General features: G+C 45.3%; 16 protein-coding genes. 6 read left to right on the top strand and 10 right to left on the bottom strand.

Annotated elements, in window-relative coordinates; all coding sequences use genetic code 11:
* Nucleotide 1: 1 nt before the first annotated feature.
* Nucleotides 2-1,948, bottom strand: coding sequence for a type VI secretion system Vgr family protein (locus tag BGP75_RS06085; RefSeq protein WP_076716595.1), 1,947 nt, complete (start codon nt 1,946-1,948; stop codon nt 2-4).
* Nucleotides 1,949-2,286: 338 nt separating this feature from the next.
* On the opposite strand from BGP75_RS06085, the gene BGP75_RS06080 reads away from it, so the two are divergent.
* Nucleotides 2,287-2,730, top strand: a complete 444-nt coding sequence (locus tag BGP75_RS06080; RefSeq protein WP_076716592.1) for a DcrB-related protein — start codon at nt 2,287-2,289, stop codon at nt 2,728-2,730.
* A 56-nt stretch (nt 2,731-2,786) separates the two neighbouring features.
* Here the strand turns inward: BGP75_RS06080 and BGP75_RS06075 are convergent, their stop codons facing one another.
* The 5 genes from BGP75_RS06075 to BGP75_RS06055 form a co-directional block, all read right to left on the bottom strand.
* A complete protein-coding gene (locus BGP75_RS06075) occupies nt 2,787-4,187 on the bottom strand; it encodes a serine/threonine-protein kinase (protein ID WP_076716589.1) in 1,401 nt (466 codons plus the stop codon).
* 321 nt (nt 4,188-4,508) lie between these two features.
* A complete protein-coding gene (locus tag BGP75_RS06070; protein WP_076716587.1) occupies nt 4,509-5,390 on the bottom strand; it encodes a DUF3365 domain-containing protein in 882 nt (293 codons plus the stop codon).
* Between the two features lie 42 nt (nt 5,391-5,432).
* A complete protein-coding gene (locus tag BGP75_RS06065) occupies nt 5,433-6,590 on the bottom strand; it encodes a hypothetical protein (RefSeq protein WP_076716584.1) in 1,158 nt (385 codons plus the stop codon).
* Between the two features lie 416 nt (nt 6,591-7,006).
* Nucleotides 7,007-7,363 carry a hypothetical protein gene (locus tag BGP75_RS06060; protein WP_143820995.1) on the bottom strand — a complete coding sequence of 119 codons (357 nt, stop codon included), beginning with the start codon at nt 7,361-7,363 and terminating at the stop codon, nt 7,007-7,009.
* Between the two features lie 114 nt (nt 7,364-7,477).
* Nucleotides 7,478-8,500, bottom strand: coding sequence for a M35 family metallo-endopeptidase (locus tag BGP75_RS06055; RefSeq protein ID WP_076716581.1), 1,023 nt, complete (start codon nt 8,498-8,500; stop codon nt 7,478-7,480).
* 445 nt (nt 8,501-8,945) lie between these two features.
* Here BGP75_RS06055 and recA point away from each other — a divergent pair, with 445 nt between their 5' ends.
* The 5 genes from recA (at nt 8,946) to BGP75_RS06030 (ending at nt 13,741) form a co-directional block, all read left to right on the top strand.
* Nucleotides 8,946-9,986, top strand: coding sequence for a recombinase RecA (recA, locus tag BGP75_RS06050; protein WP_076716578.1), 1,041 nt, complete (start codon nt 8,946-8,948; stop codon nt 9,984-9,986).
* Between the two features lie 263 nt (nt 9,987-10,249).
* Nucleotides 10,250-11,074, top strand: coding sequence for a CDP-diacylglycerol--serine O-phosphatidyltransferase (pssA, locus tag BGP75_RS06045; protein ID WP_076716576.1), 825 nt, complete (start codon nt 10,250-10,252; stop codon nt 11,072-11,074).
* A gap of 264 nt (nt 11,075-11,338) precedes the next feature.
* Complete coding sequence (gene msrP / locus BGP75_RS06040; protein WP_076716574.1) at nt 11,339-12,358, top strand: protein-methionine-sulfoxide reductase catalytic subunit MsrP; 1,020 nt, start codon at nt 11,339-11,341, stop codon at nt 12,356-12,358.
* The gene (locus tag BGP75_RS06035; protein WP_076716571.1) at nt 12,349-12,966 is read left to right on the top strand and encodes a sulfite oxidase heme-binding subunit YedZ; all 618 of its coding nucleotides are present in this window, start codon (nt 12,349-12,351) and stop codon (nt 12,964-12,966) included. Before msrP ends, BGP75_RS06035 begins: the two co-directional genes overlap by 10 nt.
* Nucleotides 12,967-13,138: 172 nt before the next feature.
* Complete coding sequence (locus BGP75_RS06030; RefSeq protein WP_083704652.1) at nt 13,139-13,741, top strand: Yip1 family protein; 603 nt, start codon at nt 13,139-13,141, stop codon at nt 13,739-13,741.
* A 104-nt stretch (nt 13,742-13,845) separates the two neighbouring features.
* On the opposite strand, the gene BGP75_RS06025 is transcribed toward BGP75_RS06030, so the two are convergent.
* The 4 genes from BGP75_RS06025 to BGP75_RS06010 all read right to left on the bottom strand — a co-directional run.
* The gene (locus tag BGP75_RS06025) at nt 13,846-14,901 is read right to left on the bottom strand and encodes a 2-oxoacid:ferredoxin oxidoreductase subunit beta (RefSeq protein ID WP_076716569.1); all 1,056 of its coding nucleotides are present in this window, start codon (nt 14,899-14,901) and stop codon (nt 13,846-13,848) included.
* A gap of 3 nt (nt 14,902-14,904) precedes the next feature.
* Nucleotides 14,905-16,752, bottom strand: a complete 1,848-nt coding sequence (locus BGP75_RS06020) for a 2-oxoacid:acceptor oxidoreductase subunit alpha (protein WP_076716565.1) — start codon at nt 16,750-16,752, stop codon at nt 14,905-14,907.
* A gap of 11 nt (nt 16,753-16,763) precedes the next feature.
* The gene (locus tag BGP75_RS06015; RefSeq protein WP_076716563.1) at nt 16,764-18,536 is read right to left on the bottom strand and encodes an FAD-dependent oxidoreductase; all 1,773 of its coding nucleotides are present in this window, start codon (nt 18,534-18,536) and stop codon (nt 16,764-16,766) included.
* Between the two features lie 444 nt (nt 18,537-18,980).
* Nucleotides 18,981-19,248: hypothetical protein (locus tag BGP75_RS06010; RefSeq protein ID WP_233152855.1), on the bottom strand; the 268-nt coding region annotated here is incomplete at its 5' end.

Below are 19,248 nucleotides of genomic sequence, written 5' to 3'. Positions count from 1 at the left end.
CTTAATTGATGAGTATGACTCCACCTTTCAGTGTCAGCACAGCAGTACCCTTTACCGTAGTCATAGGACTTTCTGCATCAAGCTTGGCGTCTGCTTTGATTTCTATCTGGGGGGATTTGATCGAAATTTTTGCCGGTTCCAGTTTAATGCTGCTGGCCCCGCAAACAAGTTCAATAGATTGTGCTGCTTCATGGTAGCTTTTGCCTGCGTTAACATTAACTGTAAGATTTCCTAGTTTTACCGTATGAGTGTCATCGCCTTTTTCTATCGTATCTGTTCGATCACCTGTTTTTACCGTTAGAGTGTCGTCACCCTGATCAATAGTAACCGTGCGATTGTTGTAGATATCGATAGTCTGGTCACCTGGGTCCATTTTATCGAATCCGACTTTAAGCGTGTCGTCATTTTCAACCACCCGGTTAAAATCTTTTTCAGCATGAAAATAGACTTCTTCCTGACCTTTTTTATCCTCAAAACGTAGCTCGTTAAAATTATCTTCGCTGCCTTCTTTGCTGCTTCTGGACTTGATGCCTGATTGGGTCTTATTAGCGGGTAATCCGTAAGGAGGGGTATTATCGCCATTGTATACACGTCCGGTAATGATCGGGCGATCAGGATCGCCTTCCAGAAAGTCTACTATGACTTCTTGACCGATTCGTGGCAGAAAAACACCTCCCCAGCGTTTCCCGGCCCAATTTTGCGATACACGAATCCAACAGGAACTATTTTCATCAGACTTACCGAGTCGATCCCAGTGAAACTGAACCTTAACTCTGCCGTGTTTATCTGTGTATATCTCTTCACCAGAAGGGCCCACAACGATAGCCGTCTGGGGGCCCTTTACTCGAGTTTTAGGCGTTATAGAAGGGGATCTAAAGGGGGTGGTTCTTTTCAAAGTTCTGAACTTACAACGCAGAACATCTTCTCTGGTGTTGCTTTCTGAAGAGGCCGATTGAGAAATATATTGATCGGACCAGATGTCTAGTTGTGTTTCGGTGACCAAGTATTCTGTATTTTGGTCCTCTCGGGGATAATCGCTGAGCTCAAATAGCTTACCTGTTGTAATTTTAGAGCTATTGCCCCGGCCTCTGCCCACTTCGGCGACAGACTGAAGTTCTTCCAGTCGTATACGAGTTAAGTCATCCCCGAGTCCTTTTTCATAATAGTTTCCCGGATAGTCATATATTTCTTTATCCGACTGCTCATGACCTCCTGGGTTTGCGGAACGAGACTCCAAATCCTGTTTGGGTTTTACAAAATCAAAATCATCTGCAACGTATTTCCCTGATCTGACCTGGGTTTTTGTACGCCAGTGATCTATATGTTGCTCGTCTCGGCGGTCCTGATCTGGAGGGTAATAGAGTATTTTTCCTGAGTTTTCATGAGAGCTTATATCGTCCGTCAGTACGAGGGTGTGTTTGCTGCTCTCATGCTTGAAGTAGTAGTAAATACCTTCTTCTTCCATCAGTCGGCTAACGAAGTCGAAATCTGATTCTCGGTATTGCACGCAATATTCTCGCGGTGTACAAGATCGGCTTACAGACAGCTCGAAGTCTGAGAATCCATTGTCTCGAAATACTTCCTGAATAATATCGGTTGCATTGAGTTCTTGAAATATCCGACAGTCCGCCGTGCGAGTCAGAAACCAGAGCCAGGGCCTGATTTTTGCGTGATAGATGGAATATCTATCGACGGTGCCTGAGTAATCAAATTGACTGACAAATCCATTAAAATACCTTGTCTCTTCGTTTTCCGCCTCTAGTTCGACGGTTATATTCTGACCCAGTAAATCCGTGAATTGGATGCTGTGATCTTCACTCAGCATCTCTAATTTATACTCGAATAACTGTCCCAGAGACTCTTGGCCTGTCATACGCTGAAAAACCAGTGTGTCAGAGCCTAGTGGTGATTGTATGGAAATAATTCTTTCTGATTGTGTAATAGGCACTTCTGATCTCTCCCTGCCAGAAATTGCATAAGTCTAATTGAAATCAGGTTGGATTGCGTCTTCTTCAAGCTGATTTGTTAGGCTCTGCCAGTTATGTAACTATAGTTTGAGGTTAAAGTTTGAGATTAAAGTTTACAGTCATCGTTTGGGATTATAGTACGCTGATGCTCAAATAGGTCCAGGAAATCTATGCGACCCGTGAACTAGTTCCCTGGATCTTCAATCCATAGCCAACGGAGCTTATTTGCAGGCTCCTTCAGTCTCTTGTACTAAGCTTATGGTTAAATTCAGAAATTGAATGCAGCTATTCACTGTAAATATTAAGGAAGGGAAGTACATTGTCCGAGTTTCAAGGATCAGGGTTTTCCATTGAATTGCCCGAGAATTGTATTGATGCCTCAAGCTATACTTTTGTACTGGAACAGCATAATGGCTTTTCAGCAAACCTTACCATCAGGTTTCAACTCCCTACGGAAGGCTTTTCAGTTAGCTCCTTTGTTGACGAGCAGGTGTCGAGCCTTCGTACCAGTCTGGACTCTTTTGCTCTTATTCATCAGGCAAATGGTAAAAGAGGAGAGATAGAAGGTGCTATGTTTGTCTATGAGTGGGGGCAGGGGAGTGGACGGTTCAAGCAAAAACAAGTCGTGATGTTGAGTAACTTGGAGCCTGCACGAGTATACATAATGACTTCAACTGATCTAGCAATTAATGCGGATGTGTCAGATCCTGTTTTTGAGCAGATGATGCGCAGTTTTGCTCCTAATGATACCCAGCTTTGGTGATTCAGCCATTTTCAGTTGATCTGAGGCTTGAGATAGTACGCCCTGAGAGCACTGCGTTACTCGAAACTCTTCTTAAAGCTTAGGCGTTCTGAATCATCAGGAATATGGCTGCTGACTTTTTCTATTAGCTGAGGTAGCTCTGCACAATTTTTGGCAGCCATCTTGACAATCCTGGGTGCCAATGGACCGACATGTACCAACAGCTTTTTCGAGACTTTTTCAATGTCTTCCGCTGTGATGCTTTTGTCGGGTGTTCCAACGTAACTGGCTGAGGATTTCAGACCGCTCTCTGCAGACTGAATAGCTGAGGTACTGTAAGAAGGCTGGAGCCCAGATATCGCCTGTTCATAGATTCCTGTCTTGTTGAGTTGTTTAAGAAATTGCTGTCGATCGTCTACAGAGGGAATTTGTTCAGCCAACTTTTGGGAAAGCTCTGACACCCCTGAGATCGTGCGACTATTTTTCCGGATAAGCACACTGGCCATTGGGCCAATATACTTTACCAGGCTTTGCTCAATGACTTTCAATAGATCTGGGTTCCAATTGCTGGCCTGAGACTGACTAAGCTGATAACCAGGTTCTGAATCACCGGGATACGCTGCTGCCGGAATAACCATGGTCTTTTGATCGTCCTGATCTTCCTGACGTGTCTCTATAAGTCCACCCAGGGCTTTGCTGAAAAGGGCTGCAGTTTGAAAACGATGACTTGGGTCGGTTTCCAGGGCTCTTCGTATCACGGATTGCAGATCTCTGCGTAATAAGGGTTCAAGACGTGTCTGTAAATTTAAGGCATCTAGCAGCTCTTCCGTATTTCGGCCTGCATAGGGTTTACTGTGTGTAACCATTTCCAGCAACAATAGAGCTGCACTATAGAGATCAGATCGATTATCGACTTTGAATCCTCGAAGTCCTTCTGGCGACATGTAATTGGGAGTGCCAACCATAAAGCCAGCACTGGTCAAGTCTGAACTGTCTAATCGAGCAACACCAAAATCAGATACTTTTACTTGTCCGTCCGGCAATAAAATAATATTGGCAGGTTTTATGTCGCGATGAACAACTCCTTTCGCGTGGGCGACTTCAAGGGCTGAAAGAACTTGCAGCAGTATCCTTACTGCCTGGACTACCGAGTCTATGCCTTGATTTTTAATGGATTCTTTCAGCTCTACTCCTTCAACATATTCCATCACTATGTAAGGGGTATCCTGTTCAATACCGTAATCAAATACCGTTACGATATTGGGATGCAGACATCGGGCTGCTGCTTGTGCTTCTTGTTTGAAACGTTTTGCCAGGTCTTCGCCGCCTTCCCCCTCAAGCAGGTGCGGGTGCAATACCTTTATGGCGACCCAGCGTTCGATGATGGTATCGAAACCCTTGTATACGGTCCCCATAGCACCTTTGCCAAGTACTTTGGAGATCTTATATTTACTGATGATATGTGGGTCGGAGGTCATTCGTGATACCAATTAAATCGAGTCGATGTGGGCAACTGGGCGTTTATTTTTTACCGATGTGGGCGGTTAACGGCGCAGGCGTTATGCCTATAACTTATGCTGATGAAATTAAAGAGTATCCCATTCGATGTTCCGATGACAGTTGATGGGAAGTGGTGACACGGTGTTGAGCTTTTTTTGAAGAAGGGGGGCATCATTCAGCCTGATTGTTTATTCCGCAATTGTATTTGAGGCCCCATATTACCTGAATCGAGGTCAGCGCTGAAATAGAACTCCACCAAGCTATATTTCAGTGCTGATCTGATTGAGGTGATTGGAGGGCTAGTCCATGGTCTCATCTAACATTTTAACTGCGCTGCCCAGGCTACGCTGCATGCGGTTAAAGGAATGTGCAAGTGATGAGATTTCATCATTTCCTTTGACGGGCAATTCTTCTACATCAAGAGCTCCCATACTGACTTCTTCCGCTTTGGCGGACATCAGTCGAACGGGTTTTATAACAAAGAAATGCAGAAGTATGTTGAGCAAGATTATTATCAGAAAGAATATTCCGATTAATGCTCCCATAAATGTTTGAAAAGCCGATCGGGCGTGTTCAAAAGGAAGCTCCATTGGGACTGAGACAACCTGAGCTCCAACGATTTCATTTAATTTCCAACCAAAACCATTGGCTGATCCGTACGTGTCAATTAGCGTCTGAGGAGCGTCTGCCGCTCGGCTGTGACAGGCTAGACAACCGGGTTTCTTAATTTCGATGGGACGACTGAAAAATAATGAACGTCCAGCAGGTGTATCCCGTTCGCCAACAAAAGTGTTTTCATCTCTGTGACTGCGAAAGTAGGAAATAATGTCTTCTTCCCAGGCCGCTGCTCGATTTTGTGGATTAGTGGGATTAAGAGTTGCTTCCTTGTAGCTGTAATCCGGATGTGTTTCCTGTAGTTTGGCAATGTACTTGGAAGCTGCGTAGGCGGGTACTGTCTGAGGGATAAACTGCCTGCGTTGTTGAACAGCCAGCAATGGTCTTACCTCACTGACGGTATAGTTCCGAACAGCGATTGCGCTTTCCATCATAATCTGAGCTGTCTGTAGAACTTGTTCTCTGGCATTCTTTTTTAATAACAGATCGCCGAAATAGCCCGCCAGAAGCAGGCCAATACAAGTAACCAGGCATAAGATCAGATTGAATTTTAGCCGTAACCCCATAGTCGTACCCGTTTGTTTGTGATTTTTAGTTATGGTTATAGTTTATTGACGCAGCAATAAAGAGCAGTGTCTCAATGACTCAAGAGCCTGGTCAAAACTTGTGAGATCTATTTTCGCTTCATAGGCTTGAGTTATTGGCCAGGTTGGCCAAAAACCCAGGGAAACCGTTAACGTTTCTCCTTGCTTCATCAGGTCCATAGCACGTGTGTAACCGGATGAGTATATAACGGATTCTTCAGTATGGAGTTGCTCGATTGGTATTCGCTGTCCTTGATCAATCTGTATTCCGGTATTCTCGTAGCTGGTGTCTATAATCGAGCGAGTTTTTAGAATAAACGCATCCTCGGTTATCTGTGCCACTAAAGTGGTGCTACCCTGGCCGTCTTCTATGGGAACAGCCTTTGACCGTAGCAGGCATTCGCTTACGGAGGCTGTTTGAGCCAATTCCAGAGTCCAACGGTTGAATGTTATCGGTAATTCTTCCAATTCCAGATCATTTCGGGGAGAAGGTAAGGGAGTGACCATCGCTAATGTGGATTGTAAATCGGTGTTGTCTTCACTTGAGAGGGGGGTTGTGTTTTCTGGTTCTTCTTCTGCGTTCTGAGATGGTGGGTTAACACTGGCTGTCTCGCCAATGGCAGGTGGTTGGTCGCTGTTTGTTGATGGTTGCTTGCTGTTTATTGATGGTGTAATCGAGTTTTTATGTTCTGTCAAAACGGGTTTTTCTGGTGTTGTTGCCTGCTTCGATGGAGACTCTGAGGAAGCCGTTTTTTTCAGTGTGCTGTTTAACGTAGTTGTGGCATTTGCGGTAATAACTTTTTTAGGTGGACGTTTTTTTACAGTTTCCGTTTGAGTTCTGTCTTTTGTTTTTTCACTCGTTGTTTGCGTTTTTACAGTCGTTTTTAATGGTTTGGCAGGGGACTTACTCGTCGTGGTGCTCGTCTTAATCGAGGTTTCTCTGGTTTGTGTGCTGGCTGTATTTGATTTAGATGAGCTTGCTTGTGCCGTTGGAGTCAATGAGGTTTGTTCATTTGCTGTTGTTGATCTCTCGTTTTGCTTAGTTGTTGACGGATCAACTGTTAGATTAGTTGGCTCAGTTTCTTGCGTCTCTGTTGGAGGAACGGTATTTGCCGTCTGGCAACCAGTCAAGCCCAGCAACAATAAAGCTACGATAGTTGTTGATAAGCATGTCTTGATCATTTCAAACATCCCTTCTTTGTAGAGAAGTGCAGAGAGTGGCAGGTATTGAGAATATATCCCAGATTCTAGCAGTTTAAAGACAGTCTGAGACTAAAAAATGATATTTTTCAATTTATATGATTAATGCAGAGGCTTAATTGAGGTTGGAAGATACATAGAATTATTTACAAGGTCTCCAGGGATTTTGTGCATGACTGAAAAATTGTTATGTGAGCAGTCTGGAGTCGATTTTTCGTAATACCTCCTCCTTAGCACAGCCTCCCCCAACTACTTTTACAGATATCCACCTGTTCTCTCTTACCTTCGGTTGAAAATTCTGTGCCTGTTGCCTGTTGCCTGTTGGCCATTGTTGTAGTTGAAGTGTCGTGCTTTGTTCTGTGGCTAAATGACCAATAGGCTACTCAAGCAATGTTGATTTATTCGATCTGGGTAACAGATTTTGTATCAAGATCCAGAAGATATTTTTGATCGTCTTCATTGACTATCTTGAGCTTGTTCTTGAACCAGACTTTAGACATTGATTTGATAAAAACGTCCTGTACATCTTCCTCCATTTCAGGATCGTATTCAGTCGAGTAGATTTTTAAAACCCATATTTCTTTGTCGGAGGAGGCATCAGTGGCTGAAATGTATCCTCCATTCTGGTCTAAGCCACGGTTTTTACCCCAGTGGATAACGTTGTATTTCACTTGTCCTACAACGACAGGATCGACTTCGGCGGGAGGGAGTCTGTCAGCGCTAATCATCACCTTGGTTTCCTTTGTTTTTGTCATTTCAGCGTCAACCTGTTGAGGGCTTGAGGTACATCCCAACAGCACGATAAATAGCGCCGATATAAACTTTCTAATTCCATTCATGTTTATAAGCTTGCCTGTTGCTTGTCCAGGTTACACAAGAAACTTAATTCTATCTGCTTTTGACAGGTATCCTGCGAGATCGATTGCAAAACATGCCCAGCTATCAGCGTTCTCTATTGCCTTGCTATAGGGGAATGTCGTTTTCGGCTTTAAACCGGTATGTCTGTATTGATGGTCTTTGGTTCTGACATCGTGATGGGTAAATTCATGAATAATGGTTCGTGCACAAGTCCAAAGCATACCACTGTTTCCCGCATAACTGCCAAAAGCTCCTTCTATATAAATAATTGGAAACCCTCCTCCTTCACCTCCAGGGATGGCCCCTCCCATGTATGAGGCTCGTTTGGCTCGCCAATCAGGATAATCAGTAAAAACCAATGTTGTTGACCCGCAGGTCGCTGCTACTTTATTAAATCCAGCTGTGAGCTTTGCTATTGCTTCATCTAGTTCAGTGTCGCCACTGCTGTCATCCAAAAACCAGCGTTTTACCAGCTTTTTGACTTTATCTGACTTTTTGGCCAATTCTATCTTGGTGGTTTCTGAAACTTTTAGTGCCATTAGCAGCGCATCAGACATATGCTTTTTTTCTTTATCTGAAAATAGTTCCTCGTTCTTGTTGAGTTTAGCCTTGATGCTCGATTCGTCTCCTGTCAGTTCATCAAAGATCCATTTGGTATATTCTTTCGGCGGCGAATAGACCCAGACATCCTGTCCTCCCCTTTTACTTTGCCGGTAAAGGTGGGTGATCATTTTCAATGTTGCAGCTCGATCCTTATGTGTGGCTGAGGCACTGTCATTTTCTGCTGCTTTATAGATAACCTCTCCTTTGTTGTCGCCACCAAAAAATGTCTGTGAAAACCATCCAGATGTTTCATTACTGACTTTAGTGCGAATCTTATCCGGGCCTGCTTTATGCTTCTCATCAAACCCGGTGCTGCTGAACAGCCCTTTAATCCCGGCATCATCGAGTGTTTTCTGCCATCCGTCGGTTGAGAACTTTCCTGCTTGTACAACTGATCTGCATTTTGTATAGACTTCCGTGAATTTATTCATAGCCAGTAACCTTGTGCTGCTATCGAAATGAACTTTTTATAAATTAGTTGATTACACCCTGTTCCGTTGATCTGAGACACTGAAACCTGAGAACACAAATTAGTTTAGTTCTAAACTCCAGGGTTTCCAGCTTCATGAGATCGATTGCTTTCAATCGGCATAAACCAGTGCTGTCTATAGGGTTATTCCTGAGTAAATCAGCGAAAACTGAGTTGCCTTAACGCTTATCCTGCTTTCCTTGAGCACTATTCCAGAAGTTTCAATGGATTAGCTTATCGTCATCGTTAAAGTATCCAGAAGGCTTGCGTTTCAATCTTTTTGTGAAATAATACTGAGCAAATATACAGTAGTTTATGTGGTGCCTGCTCATTGTTGATTATGACTCCGGCGCCGGTTTTTGACAGCTTGAAGTCTAGAATGCGATATCACAATTGGGGTGAGATAAATGGAAGATAACAAAAAAAGAGCTTTAGCAGCTGCGTTGGGTCAGATTGAGCGCCAGTTTGGCAAGGGTTCCGTTATGCTCATGGGGGATCAGCCCCGTGAAGCAATTCCTTCTGTTTCCACCGGTTCACTGGGGTTGGATATAGCCTTAGGCATAGGTGGTTTGCCTTTCGGACGCATTGTAGAAATCTATGGTCCTGAGTCATCTGGTAAAACTACACTGACACTACAGGTGGTTGCAGAAGCGCAAAAGTTGGGCAAAACCTGTGCGTTCATTGATGCAGAGCACGCGCTGGACCCTATCTATGCAGAGAAACTGGGTGTTAACCTTGATGATATGTTGGTTTCCCAACCTGATACAGGAGAGCAGGCATTGGAGATTACCGACATGTTGGTGCGCTCGAATGCTGTGGATGTGGTGGTGATCGACTCTGTAGCTGCTTTAACCCCGAAAGCAGAGATAGAAGGTGATATGGGGGATACTCATGTTGGTCTTCAGGCTCGCTTGATGTCACAGGCCTTAAGAAAAATTACGGGCAATGTTAAGAACGCTAATTGTTTGGTGATCTTTATCAACCAGATACGTATGAAGATCGGTGTCATGTTCGGTTCTCCGGAAACCACTACAGGGGGGAATGCTCTGAAGTTCTACTCCTCTGTCCGGTTGGATATCCGCCGAACAGGAGCGGTTAAACAAGGAGATGAGGTTGTTGGTAATGAGACCCGGGTTAAAGTTGTAAAGAACAAGGTATCACCGCCGTTCAAACAGGCTGAGTTCCAGATCTTTTATGGTAAAGGGATATATCAGATGGGTGAACTTATTGATCTGGGTGTTAAGCAGGGGATTGTGGATAAGTCAGGCGCCTGGTATGCCTATAAAGGTAATAAAATAGGCCAGGGTAAGGCTAACTCCGCTAAGTGGCTGGAAGAAAATCCGGAAGTTGCCAATGAGATAGATTCTCTTATTCGTTCTCAGTTGCTGAGTCTACCAGCTCCAAAAGAAAGTACAGAAGAGAAACCGGAAGGCGAGCTTAGTTTTTAATTGATATCGCTACAATAAAGCAGCGGCCTCGTAGGCCGCTTTTTTTTTGCCAGAGAATAGTTGAAGAAATGGTCACTGATTGTCAGTTATTGAAGTGTGTATTTTTTACTATTACTGGCGGGCTTGCTTTATTATGATTCAAAAACCATAGGTGGTGCCGCTCAGTCTTTCGATTGACAGCCTTCAGGGGTGGGCAGCATCAAATAATCTATTTATTATAGCGCTCCTATCCAAGGCACAGTTAAACAGGAAGCAAAGAAGAGATGGTTGAAGAATCGAGAGATCAACAATCTAAGGAGCAACAGCCTCAGCAGATCAAGGCTTCAAATGAGGCTTCTGAACTGCCGAAAGATGGAATCAAAAGCAATCCACGAAAGAAGCCCAGTCGTGGTATCTACCTTCTGCCCAATTTGTTCACATCAGCTGCGCTCTTTTCGGGCTTTTTTGCCATTATAGCGGCCATGAATGGCAACTTTGAGAAAGCTGCTATTGCCATTTTTGTTTCGATGGTACTGGATGGGCTGGACGGACGGGTTGCTCGGATGACCAATACTCAAAGTGAGTTTGGCGCTGAGTATGATAGTTTGGCAGATATGGTGTCTTTTGGAGTGGCCCCTGCTCTGGTGGCATTTACCTGGTCCCTGAGTTCTCTTGGAAAAATCGGCTGGTGTGCTGCCTTTATCTATGTCGCAGGGACAGCATTGCGCTTAGCTCGCTTTAATACTCAGATAGGCAGTGTTGATAAACGCTTCTTCGTTGGTTTGCCAAGTCCAGCCGCAGCGGCTCTTGTTGCTGGTTTGGTATGGGTGGGTACTGAGTTTTCTATCGACACAGAGATGTTTGCATTCGCAACTGCATTATTGGTGGCTGCGAGCGGGATTCTGATGGTTAGTAATATCTATTATCACAGCTTTAAGGATGTGGATTTTAAAGGAAAGGTCCCTTTTGTTTCATTGCTTTTAGTTGTATTGATCTTTGCTATTATATCTATTGATCCAGCTACCCTGCTATGGCTGATTTTTCTGGGCTATGCCTGCTCGGGGCCTGTTCTGGCACTTACTCGCTTACGGCGGCGTAACAGAAACTAAGTCCTCATTTTTGAGTTCTTATCCAGCTATGACGATTTTCCTCTGGTCGTTATTCTTGTCTGCGGTTTGGGCTTGGGGAACCCTTTAGCTCATCTTTTGTCTTCACTAATTAACCTGGAGTTGTCTCTGTATTTTCAGCTACGAAGTGGAATCCGGGAAGTAGCAGGGACATTCAGCCTACCTAAGCAGCGGTGTAATGAGTTTTTGGATCTGTTGCACTTAACTTAATTCGAGTCCAGTAGTTGTCCAGTGACAGGTGATTTCATGCTGATTAAACGTACCGCCAGTATTCGCTCTTCGGAAATAACTCCAGAAGACATTTACCTTAACCGTCGAACGTTTATTGGCAAGAGTATAGGTGTCGCTGCGTTGCTGAATACCGGTGTTCTATCCTCTTTTTCTGCTATTGCTGGCAGGCCTTATGAAATAGACCCGGATATACCGACATATCGGGGTCCCGGTTGGCTTGAAAAGACGTTAGATAATCTTCAAGCAGGTCCTTTTCGAACGGATGAGGAGTTGACCCCTTATCTGGATGTAATTCGCTATAACAATTTTTATGAGTTTGGCTCTGATAAGCAGGATCCTGCGAAAAATGCACAGGCATTCAAAACCGACCCCTGGTCTGTAGAAATTGCAGGAGAGGCACTTAAAACAGGCGTGTTTCATTTAGAGGATATCCTGAAACCCCATGCTTTGGAGGAGAGGATTTATCGACTTCGGTGTGTTGAAGCCTGGTCGATGGTGGTGCCCTGGGTTGGTTTTTCCATGGGAGAATTATTAAAGCGTTTTGAGCCTACCTCTAAGGCCAAATATGTTGAATTTACCACCTTGGTTGATAAGGAACAGATGTCAGGGCAGGCATCCGCTTTCAGTACCATTGACTGGCCTTATGTTGAAGGTTTACGTATGGATGAGGCCATGCATCCGCTGAGTATATTTGCCGTGGGGCTATACGGCCGTGCTATGCCTCCTCAAAACGGTGCTCCTCTACGAATTGTTATCCCTTGGAAATATGGTTTTAAGAGCATCAAATCAATAGTTAAAATTCGCTTTACTGAGCAGGCCCCCGTTAATACCTGGCAACAAATTGCTCCTCGAGAGTATGGATTCTATGCCAATGTTAATCCTGCTGTGGATCATCCGCGCTGGAGTCAAAAACTGGAAAGACGACTTCCCAGCACTCTCTTTGATAGAAATACGATGCAGACATTGCCGTTTAATGGCTATGCTGAACAAGTAGCTCAGCTTTACAGCGGAATGGATTTGACTAAGTGGTTTTAGTTAGCGGCAAGCGCCACCTGTTGGTTTGGTGGGGGATTTTTTTGCTCGGTTTATCTCCATTGGCTTGGCTTATTTATCGGATATTTCTCAATGATCTGGGGACTGACCCAGTTTCAACAGTGGTGAAAATTAATGGTGAGTGGGCTATTCGCTTCCTATGGTTAACGTTGTTCGTTACACCTCTAAGAGTATGGTTCAGATGGCGCTGGTTGGTAAAGTATCGGCGTATGTTTGGCCTTTATGCGCTTTTCTATGCCAGTACCCATCTTCTTGCATTCATTGCCCTAATGCTTGAGTGGCAGTGGAGTCAAATATACGAAGAATTTCTTGAGCGGCCTTATATTTCGATGGGAGCTGCTGGTTACTTACTTATGCTGGCGTTGGGAGTGACATCGTTTAAATCGGCGATGAAATATATGGGACGGAACTGGGCTCGGCTCCATCGTCTGGTTTACGTTATAGCCATTCTAGTGTTGGTTCATTACTACTGGCAGATCCGATCTGATTATGGCGAGGTGCTTATATACACTGGTGTACTGGGTTTGTTGTTTTTGGCGCGTGTACTAAACCCGATTTCAAGGGGGGATTTTCGGACAGATTCCCGGTAGCAGAGTTATTTATCGTTGCGGGGTGTGATATCTCATTAGTTGACTTTAATTATCTGGGGATTGTACTAGGCTACCTAGGGCTATACTAAAATAGTCAGTGAGAATAAGATCTTTGACCCATGATTGTTCGTGGGATCTGAGGCTAAAGTGAGCTGCTGCCTGGAGGTGTTTAGTGTTTATTGAACATATGCTTGGTGTACTGTATCACCCAAATGATGAATGGAAATCTATTAGAGAAGAACATTACACGACGCTAAGATGCTATGCATCACATATAGTTTTTTTAGCTGCTATTCCACCATTAGCTGCCTTTATCGGGACGACGCAGATGGGGTGGAGTATTGGTGGGGGAAATTTCTTCCGTCTGACTGTTGCCAGTGCCTTACCCATAGCAATTGCGTTTTACTTTGCTTTGTTAGCCGGAGCAGGAATCATGGCATGGTTTATTCACTGGATGAAAAATACTTATGGGTCTGAGTCGAGCTTCGATGACTGCATGGTCCTGACAACGTTTACCGCAACACCTTTATTTCTTGCGGGACTGTCGGCATTGATTCCTATTTTATGGGTTGATGTGCTGGTGGGTATGGCGGCTGTTGCTGTGACTATCCGGCTGCTGTATACGGGGGTGCCCGTGCTGATGGATGTTCCTGAAGGCCGTGCGCTGGCATTTTCTTCATCCATCTTGACTGTTGGATTAGTTGTTTTGGTTGGAATGCTGGCGGTGACTGCTGTGTTATGGGGGACCGTTATGGGGCCGACGGTGTCAGCCTGATGAATTGTTTCTGATCGATACACAAAAGGGAGCCTTATAAGGCTCCCTTTTGTTATGAGTGGTATATGCCGATGGCCTTGATCAAATCGCAATCAGCCGATAACTTATCGAAAGCTATCGTTGATAACGCTCAATACGTCATTGCCTGGGCATAGAGCGCTTTCTGCCAAAGTGTTGAGGGGCTTGCTTGTGGTTTCCAGTACCTTATGCAGGTCTTCTGCCTTGTGATCGAGATACAATAGCCCGGTCAGTATTTCCCCTTCTGCTTTACACTGCTCAATTGCTGTAATCGCTTCTTGGCGATTTTCAGGATTATAGCTTTCTCCGACGTTCTGCAATCTGATAATTGAGCCGTCATGAAGGCAGATGTCACGACAGGTTTTTCCTACTGGACAGGCGCTGATGATTTCTTCTTTTACAGGAATAAAATCGGTTACCGATGCGGTCTGTACATGATCACGAACATAGTCGTAACTTTTTGTGGATCCTCCGTGGTTGTTAAAGGTGACACAGGGGGAAATTATATCAATAAAGGCAAAGCCCTGATGGCTCAGTGCTGCTTTTAAAAGGGGAATTAGCTGCTCTCTGTCACCGGAAAAGCTCCGTGCTACGAACGTTGCACCTAATTGTAGCGCCATCGTTGCAAGATCAAAGCCCTCCAGTAGGTTTTCTTCACCGCCTTTGCTTTTGGAGCCTCTGTCGGAAGTAGCAGAAGTTTGTCCTTTCGTGAGTCCATAAACACCATTGTTGGCAACAATGTAGAGCATATTCAGACGCCGTCGAACGACATGAGCAAATTGACCCAGACCTATGGCAGCAGAGTCTCCATCTCCAGACATTCCTACGTAGACCAGATCACGGTTGGCCATGTTGGCACCCGTTGCGATGGAAGGCATACGGCCATGGACTGAATTGAAGCCATGTGCCTTGTTCAGGAAATAAGTTGGTGCCTTAGATGAGCAGCCGATGCCGGACAATTTAGCAATGCGGTGAGGCGGGAGAGAAAGCTCATGACAGGCTTGAATAATAGCACCGCCTATCGAATCATGTCCGCATCCTGCACAAAGGGTGGATAACGGGCCTTCATAAGCTTGTTGGGTCAGGCCAAGATCATTTAATGCGAGCTTAGGGTGACGAAATGTGGATTTCTGATAGCTCATGATTTACCGACTCTCTACTGTTTTCGTGGAAGGTTTAGAAGAACTGTCCTGTAGGTGCTCTGATACTTGGGTACTGATAAAGCGAGCCGTAATTGGCAGTCCATCATAGTGCAGCACCTTGATTAGTTTCTTAGGATGAATTTCCAGTTCATTCACCAAAAGGGTGCGCAGCTGACCATCACGGTTTTGCTCGATTACAAACAGTTGTTCATGAGCGTCAATGAAGGCTTCAACTTCTTCGCTAAACGGAAATGCTCGTATTCGTAGTGTATCCACTTGCAACCCTTTAGCCTCCAGTATGTCCAGTGTTTCCTGAATGGCCGCCGATGTAGTGCCGTAATAGATCAAACCTGCTTTATTGGTCTTACCGGTAATCGTTATTTCCGGTGCGGGGATGAGTTGGGATGCAGTTTTGAATTTGCGATTTAAGCGATCAACATTATCTACATAAACATCGCCCTGTTCGCTGTATATTGCGTAACGATCACGGGATGTGCCTCTGGTAAAGAAAGCGCCAATCTCCGGATGGGCGCCAGGATAAGTGCGATAGCAGATCCCATCGTTGTCTACGTCTAGGTATCGGCCAAATTCTTCTAATTTGTCCAACTGTTTAGCTTTGAGTACCTTGCCTCGGTCATATCGACGACTGTCATCCCAATTAAGCTCATCGCTCATGTGATCATTCATACCCAGCTCCAAATCGCTCATCAATATAACCGGAGTTTGCAGTCTTTCTGCAAGATCAAAAGCCTCAGCGGTCATATCGAAACATTCTTTCGGGGAAGAAGGAAATAAGAGGACGTGCTTGGTATCTCCATGGGACGCATAAGCACAAGCGAGGATATCCGACTGCTGAGTGCGGGTAGGCATTCCGGTAGAGGGGCCTGCACGCTGAACATTAATCAGTACTATCGGTACTTCAGCGAAGTAGGCCAGCCCTAAAAATTCGGTCATCAGGGAGATGCCAGGACCGCTGGTAGCTGTGAAGGCGCGGGCACCATTCCAGGCTGCACCGATGGCAATTCCAATGGCAGCCAATTCATCTTCGGCCTGGACTGCTGCGTAGTTTTTCTTGCCGGTGGCTGGATCAATACGTAATCGTTGGCTGTACTTCATGAAATTTTCTACGACCGAGGTTGAGGGGGTGATTGGATACCATCCCACAACCGTGGCTCCGCCATAAACCGCACCGAGACCTGTCGCTGTGTTGCCGTCAATCATAATGTGGTTATGAGTAGAGTTAATTCTTTTTACGCTGATATCCAGAGGGCAATCGTACTGAATGGAAGCGGCTTGATGTCCCAGTTCAAGAGCGTAGATATTTGGAATAATGAGTTTTTCTTTGCCCTTGAACTGGTCTGCAACCATGCTTTTGAGAACGTCAAATTCAATATTCAGCAGTGCAGCAAGAGCCCCTACATAGATAACGTTTTTGAACAGTTGGCGCTGTCGGGGGTCTTCATATTCCCGAAGGCAGATTTCAGAGATCGGAATTCCAATGATATTGACATCTTTTCGCTGTAGTTGTGGGTCCAGAGGTTTAGTCGAGTCGTAGAGAAAGTAGCCGCCTGGGAGCACGTTGCGCATATCTTGGGGAAGGCTTTGAGAATTCATTGCGACGACTATGTCGGCGCCTCCCCCGCGACGGCCCAGATAACCCTTTTCGCTGACGCGAACTTCGTACCAGGTGGGCATCCCCTGGATATTGGATGGAAAGATATTTCGGGGGCTGACGGGGATGCCCATGCGAAACAGTGACTTTGCGAACATCAGGTTGGCACTGGCGGAACCGGTTCCATTGACGTTGGCAAAACGAATTACAAATTCATTGATGGATTTGATTTTTGGCATCGTTCAGCAACCTACGTCAGACTTAATTGAAATTTCTGCATGTCCCAGGCACCTGTCGGGCAGCGTTCAGCGCAGAGCCCGCAGTGCAGACAGACATCTTCATCTTTGGCCATAATCTGACCGGTTTTCAGATCAGCGGACACATATAGAGCTTGTTCATTGCCTTGCTTGTCCAGTGGTGCAGGTACACGTAATCGAGATCGAAGGTCGACTTCTTCCCCGTTTGCAGTGAAATTAATGCAATCCATGGGACAGATATCTTCGCAGGCACCGCATTCAATGCATCGGTTCGCCGAGAAGATGGTTTGAACGTCACAGCTTAAACATCTAGAGGCTTCTGTTAGTGCCAGTTGCTCGTCAAAGCCTAGTTCCACTTCCGCAGAGATGCTGCTAAGAGCTTTGCGTTTATTCAGATGGGGAACCGCCTGGCGAGTTTCGTTACAAACAGCATTCTGATAACTCCATTCGTGAACTCCCATCTTTTGACTGGTCAGAGTGTAGCTTTCTTCAGGTCTCTGTTCAGGGGGGAGACCTTGGCAGAAGAGGTCTATCGATGTTGCTGCCTGGTGACCGTGGGCAACAGCGGTAATGATATTTTCGGGACCAAAGGCGGCATCACCTCCAAAGAATACTTTTGGTAATGTCGACTGCAAGGTTTCACTATTGAGTACCGGCATACCCCACTGGTCCATCTCAATACCCAGGTCGGATTCGATCCAAGGGAATTTTGCATCTTGTCCGATAGCTACCAATACTTGATCACACTCGATCAGATTTGGCTCTTCACCGGTTGGTACCAGTTTTCTGCGATCGTTTTCGTCGTAAATCGACTCAACTTTTTCAAACAGTATTCCAGCTAATTTGCCGTTCTTGATTACATATTCTTTGGGGACCTGATGATTAATTATGTCAATTCCTTCGGCTTTGGCGTCTTCTTTTTCCCATGGAGAGGCTTTCATATCCTCAAAGCTTGAACGGACGACTACTTTTACATCTTTCCCGCCCAGGCGTAATGCTGTGCGACAGCAATCCATAGCCGTATTGCCACCACCAAGTACGATGACTTTCTTTTTGGCTGTTTTGATATGTTCAAACGCGACTCCTGCCAGCCAGTTGATGCCTACCTGCACGTTATCGCCGGCAGCCTCTCTGCCTGGAATATCCAAATCTCGACCGCTAGGGGCACCGGTACCGATGAATATAGCGTCATATTGTTTATCGAGCAGTTCCTTCAGGCTGGTTATATCAGTGCCAAAATGAGTTTCTACCCCCATGTTGAGGATATAGCCCACTTCTTCGTCAAGTACTTTTTCCGGTAAGCGAAATGCTGGGATCTGACTTCTAATCATCCCTCCAGCTTTCTGATCCCGGTCGTAAATAGTGATTGAGTATCCTTTCGGCATCAGATCTCTGGCAACGGTGAGAGAAGCTGGGCCAGCACCGATCAAGGCTATATGCTTGCCATTTTTCTCTTTTGGAATGCCAGGTAGTAAGTTGCTTATATCATTCCTGTGATCTGCAGCTGTTCTTTTTAAGCGACAGATGGCGACAGGAGTGTCTTCAACTCGCCCACGTCTACAGGCGGGTTCACATGGGCGATCACATACCCTTCCCAATATTCCGGGAAATACATTTGATTCCCAGTTAATCATGTACGCTTCCGTATAGCGCTTATCTGCGATCAAGCGAATGTACTCCGGAACGGGGGTGTGTGCGGGGCACGCATACTGGCAATCGACTACTTTATGGAAGTAATCGGGAGATTTCGTGTTTGTTTCTTTCAAGACAGCCTACCTACGTTTGTTTGCCGCAAGAACGCATATGGCAGATACAACGGATAGGCTACATAACGCCCTGGCACCGCAGTCGGTGTGATTTTTACTTTATATTGGGCAGAACTGCTGGTTGGCGGGTTCGGTCCAATAAAGTTCCGTTGCTCGTGATCCGTTCTCAGTTTAAGAACCTGGCGCTGTCTGGGGAGGCGTAACGTATCGAGGTTCACCGTGTTCTAATGATTATCCCGTGTGGACAGCAAGGAGATTTTAGCGTCCCTATGGCAGGACAACCACTGTTTGTTGTAGTAAAAAGGTCTATTTATGACGTTATTTTATAAGTTTCTGGTTTGTTTGTGTGTTAAATAAGTTTTAAAGGGCTGTCACGTAATTGTCTTGCGGGTAAGTTGATCGTTTCTGTTGATAGAAGGAGATCGTCAGCATACAAGGGGATTCTTAGGCATGTAAAACCGCGTAACTTAAGTAGACCATAATAAATTCCAACCATTGGTTGACTCTTTGAACAGGGTCTGTAGAATACGCCCCCACGTTGTCGCTGAAGGCAGCAATAGAAGTCCAGCAAAACCCAAGCAGCATCAGGTTTTGCAGCGGTTGATTGAAGATCTCACCGAGGTGAATGACTGAATCAACCGGCTGAAATAAACAGTTGACTTCGAGATTGGCGCGATTATAATTCACGCCCCGCTTCGAGAAGCGGCCCGCT

This window comes from Motiliproteus sp. MSK22-1 (assembly GCF_001968815.1).
Classification (GTDB): Bacteria; Pseudomonadota; Gammaproteobacteria; order Pseudomonadales; family Balneatricaceae; genus Motiliproteus.
Note: the sequence above shows the minus strand (reverse complement) of the source record. Positions and strands in the feature narration are given on the sequence as shown.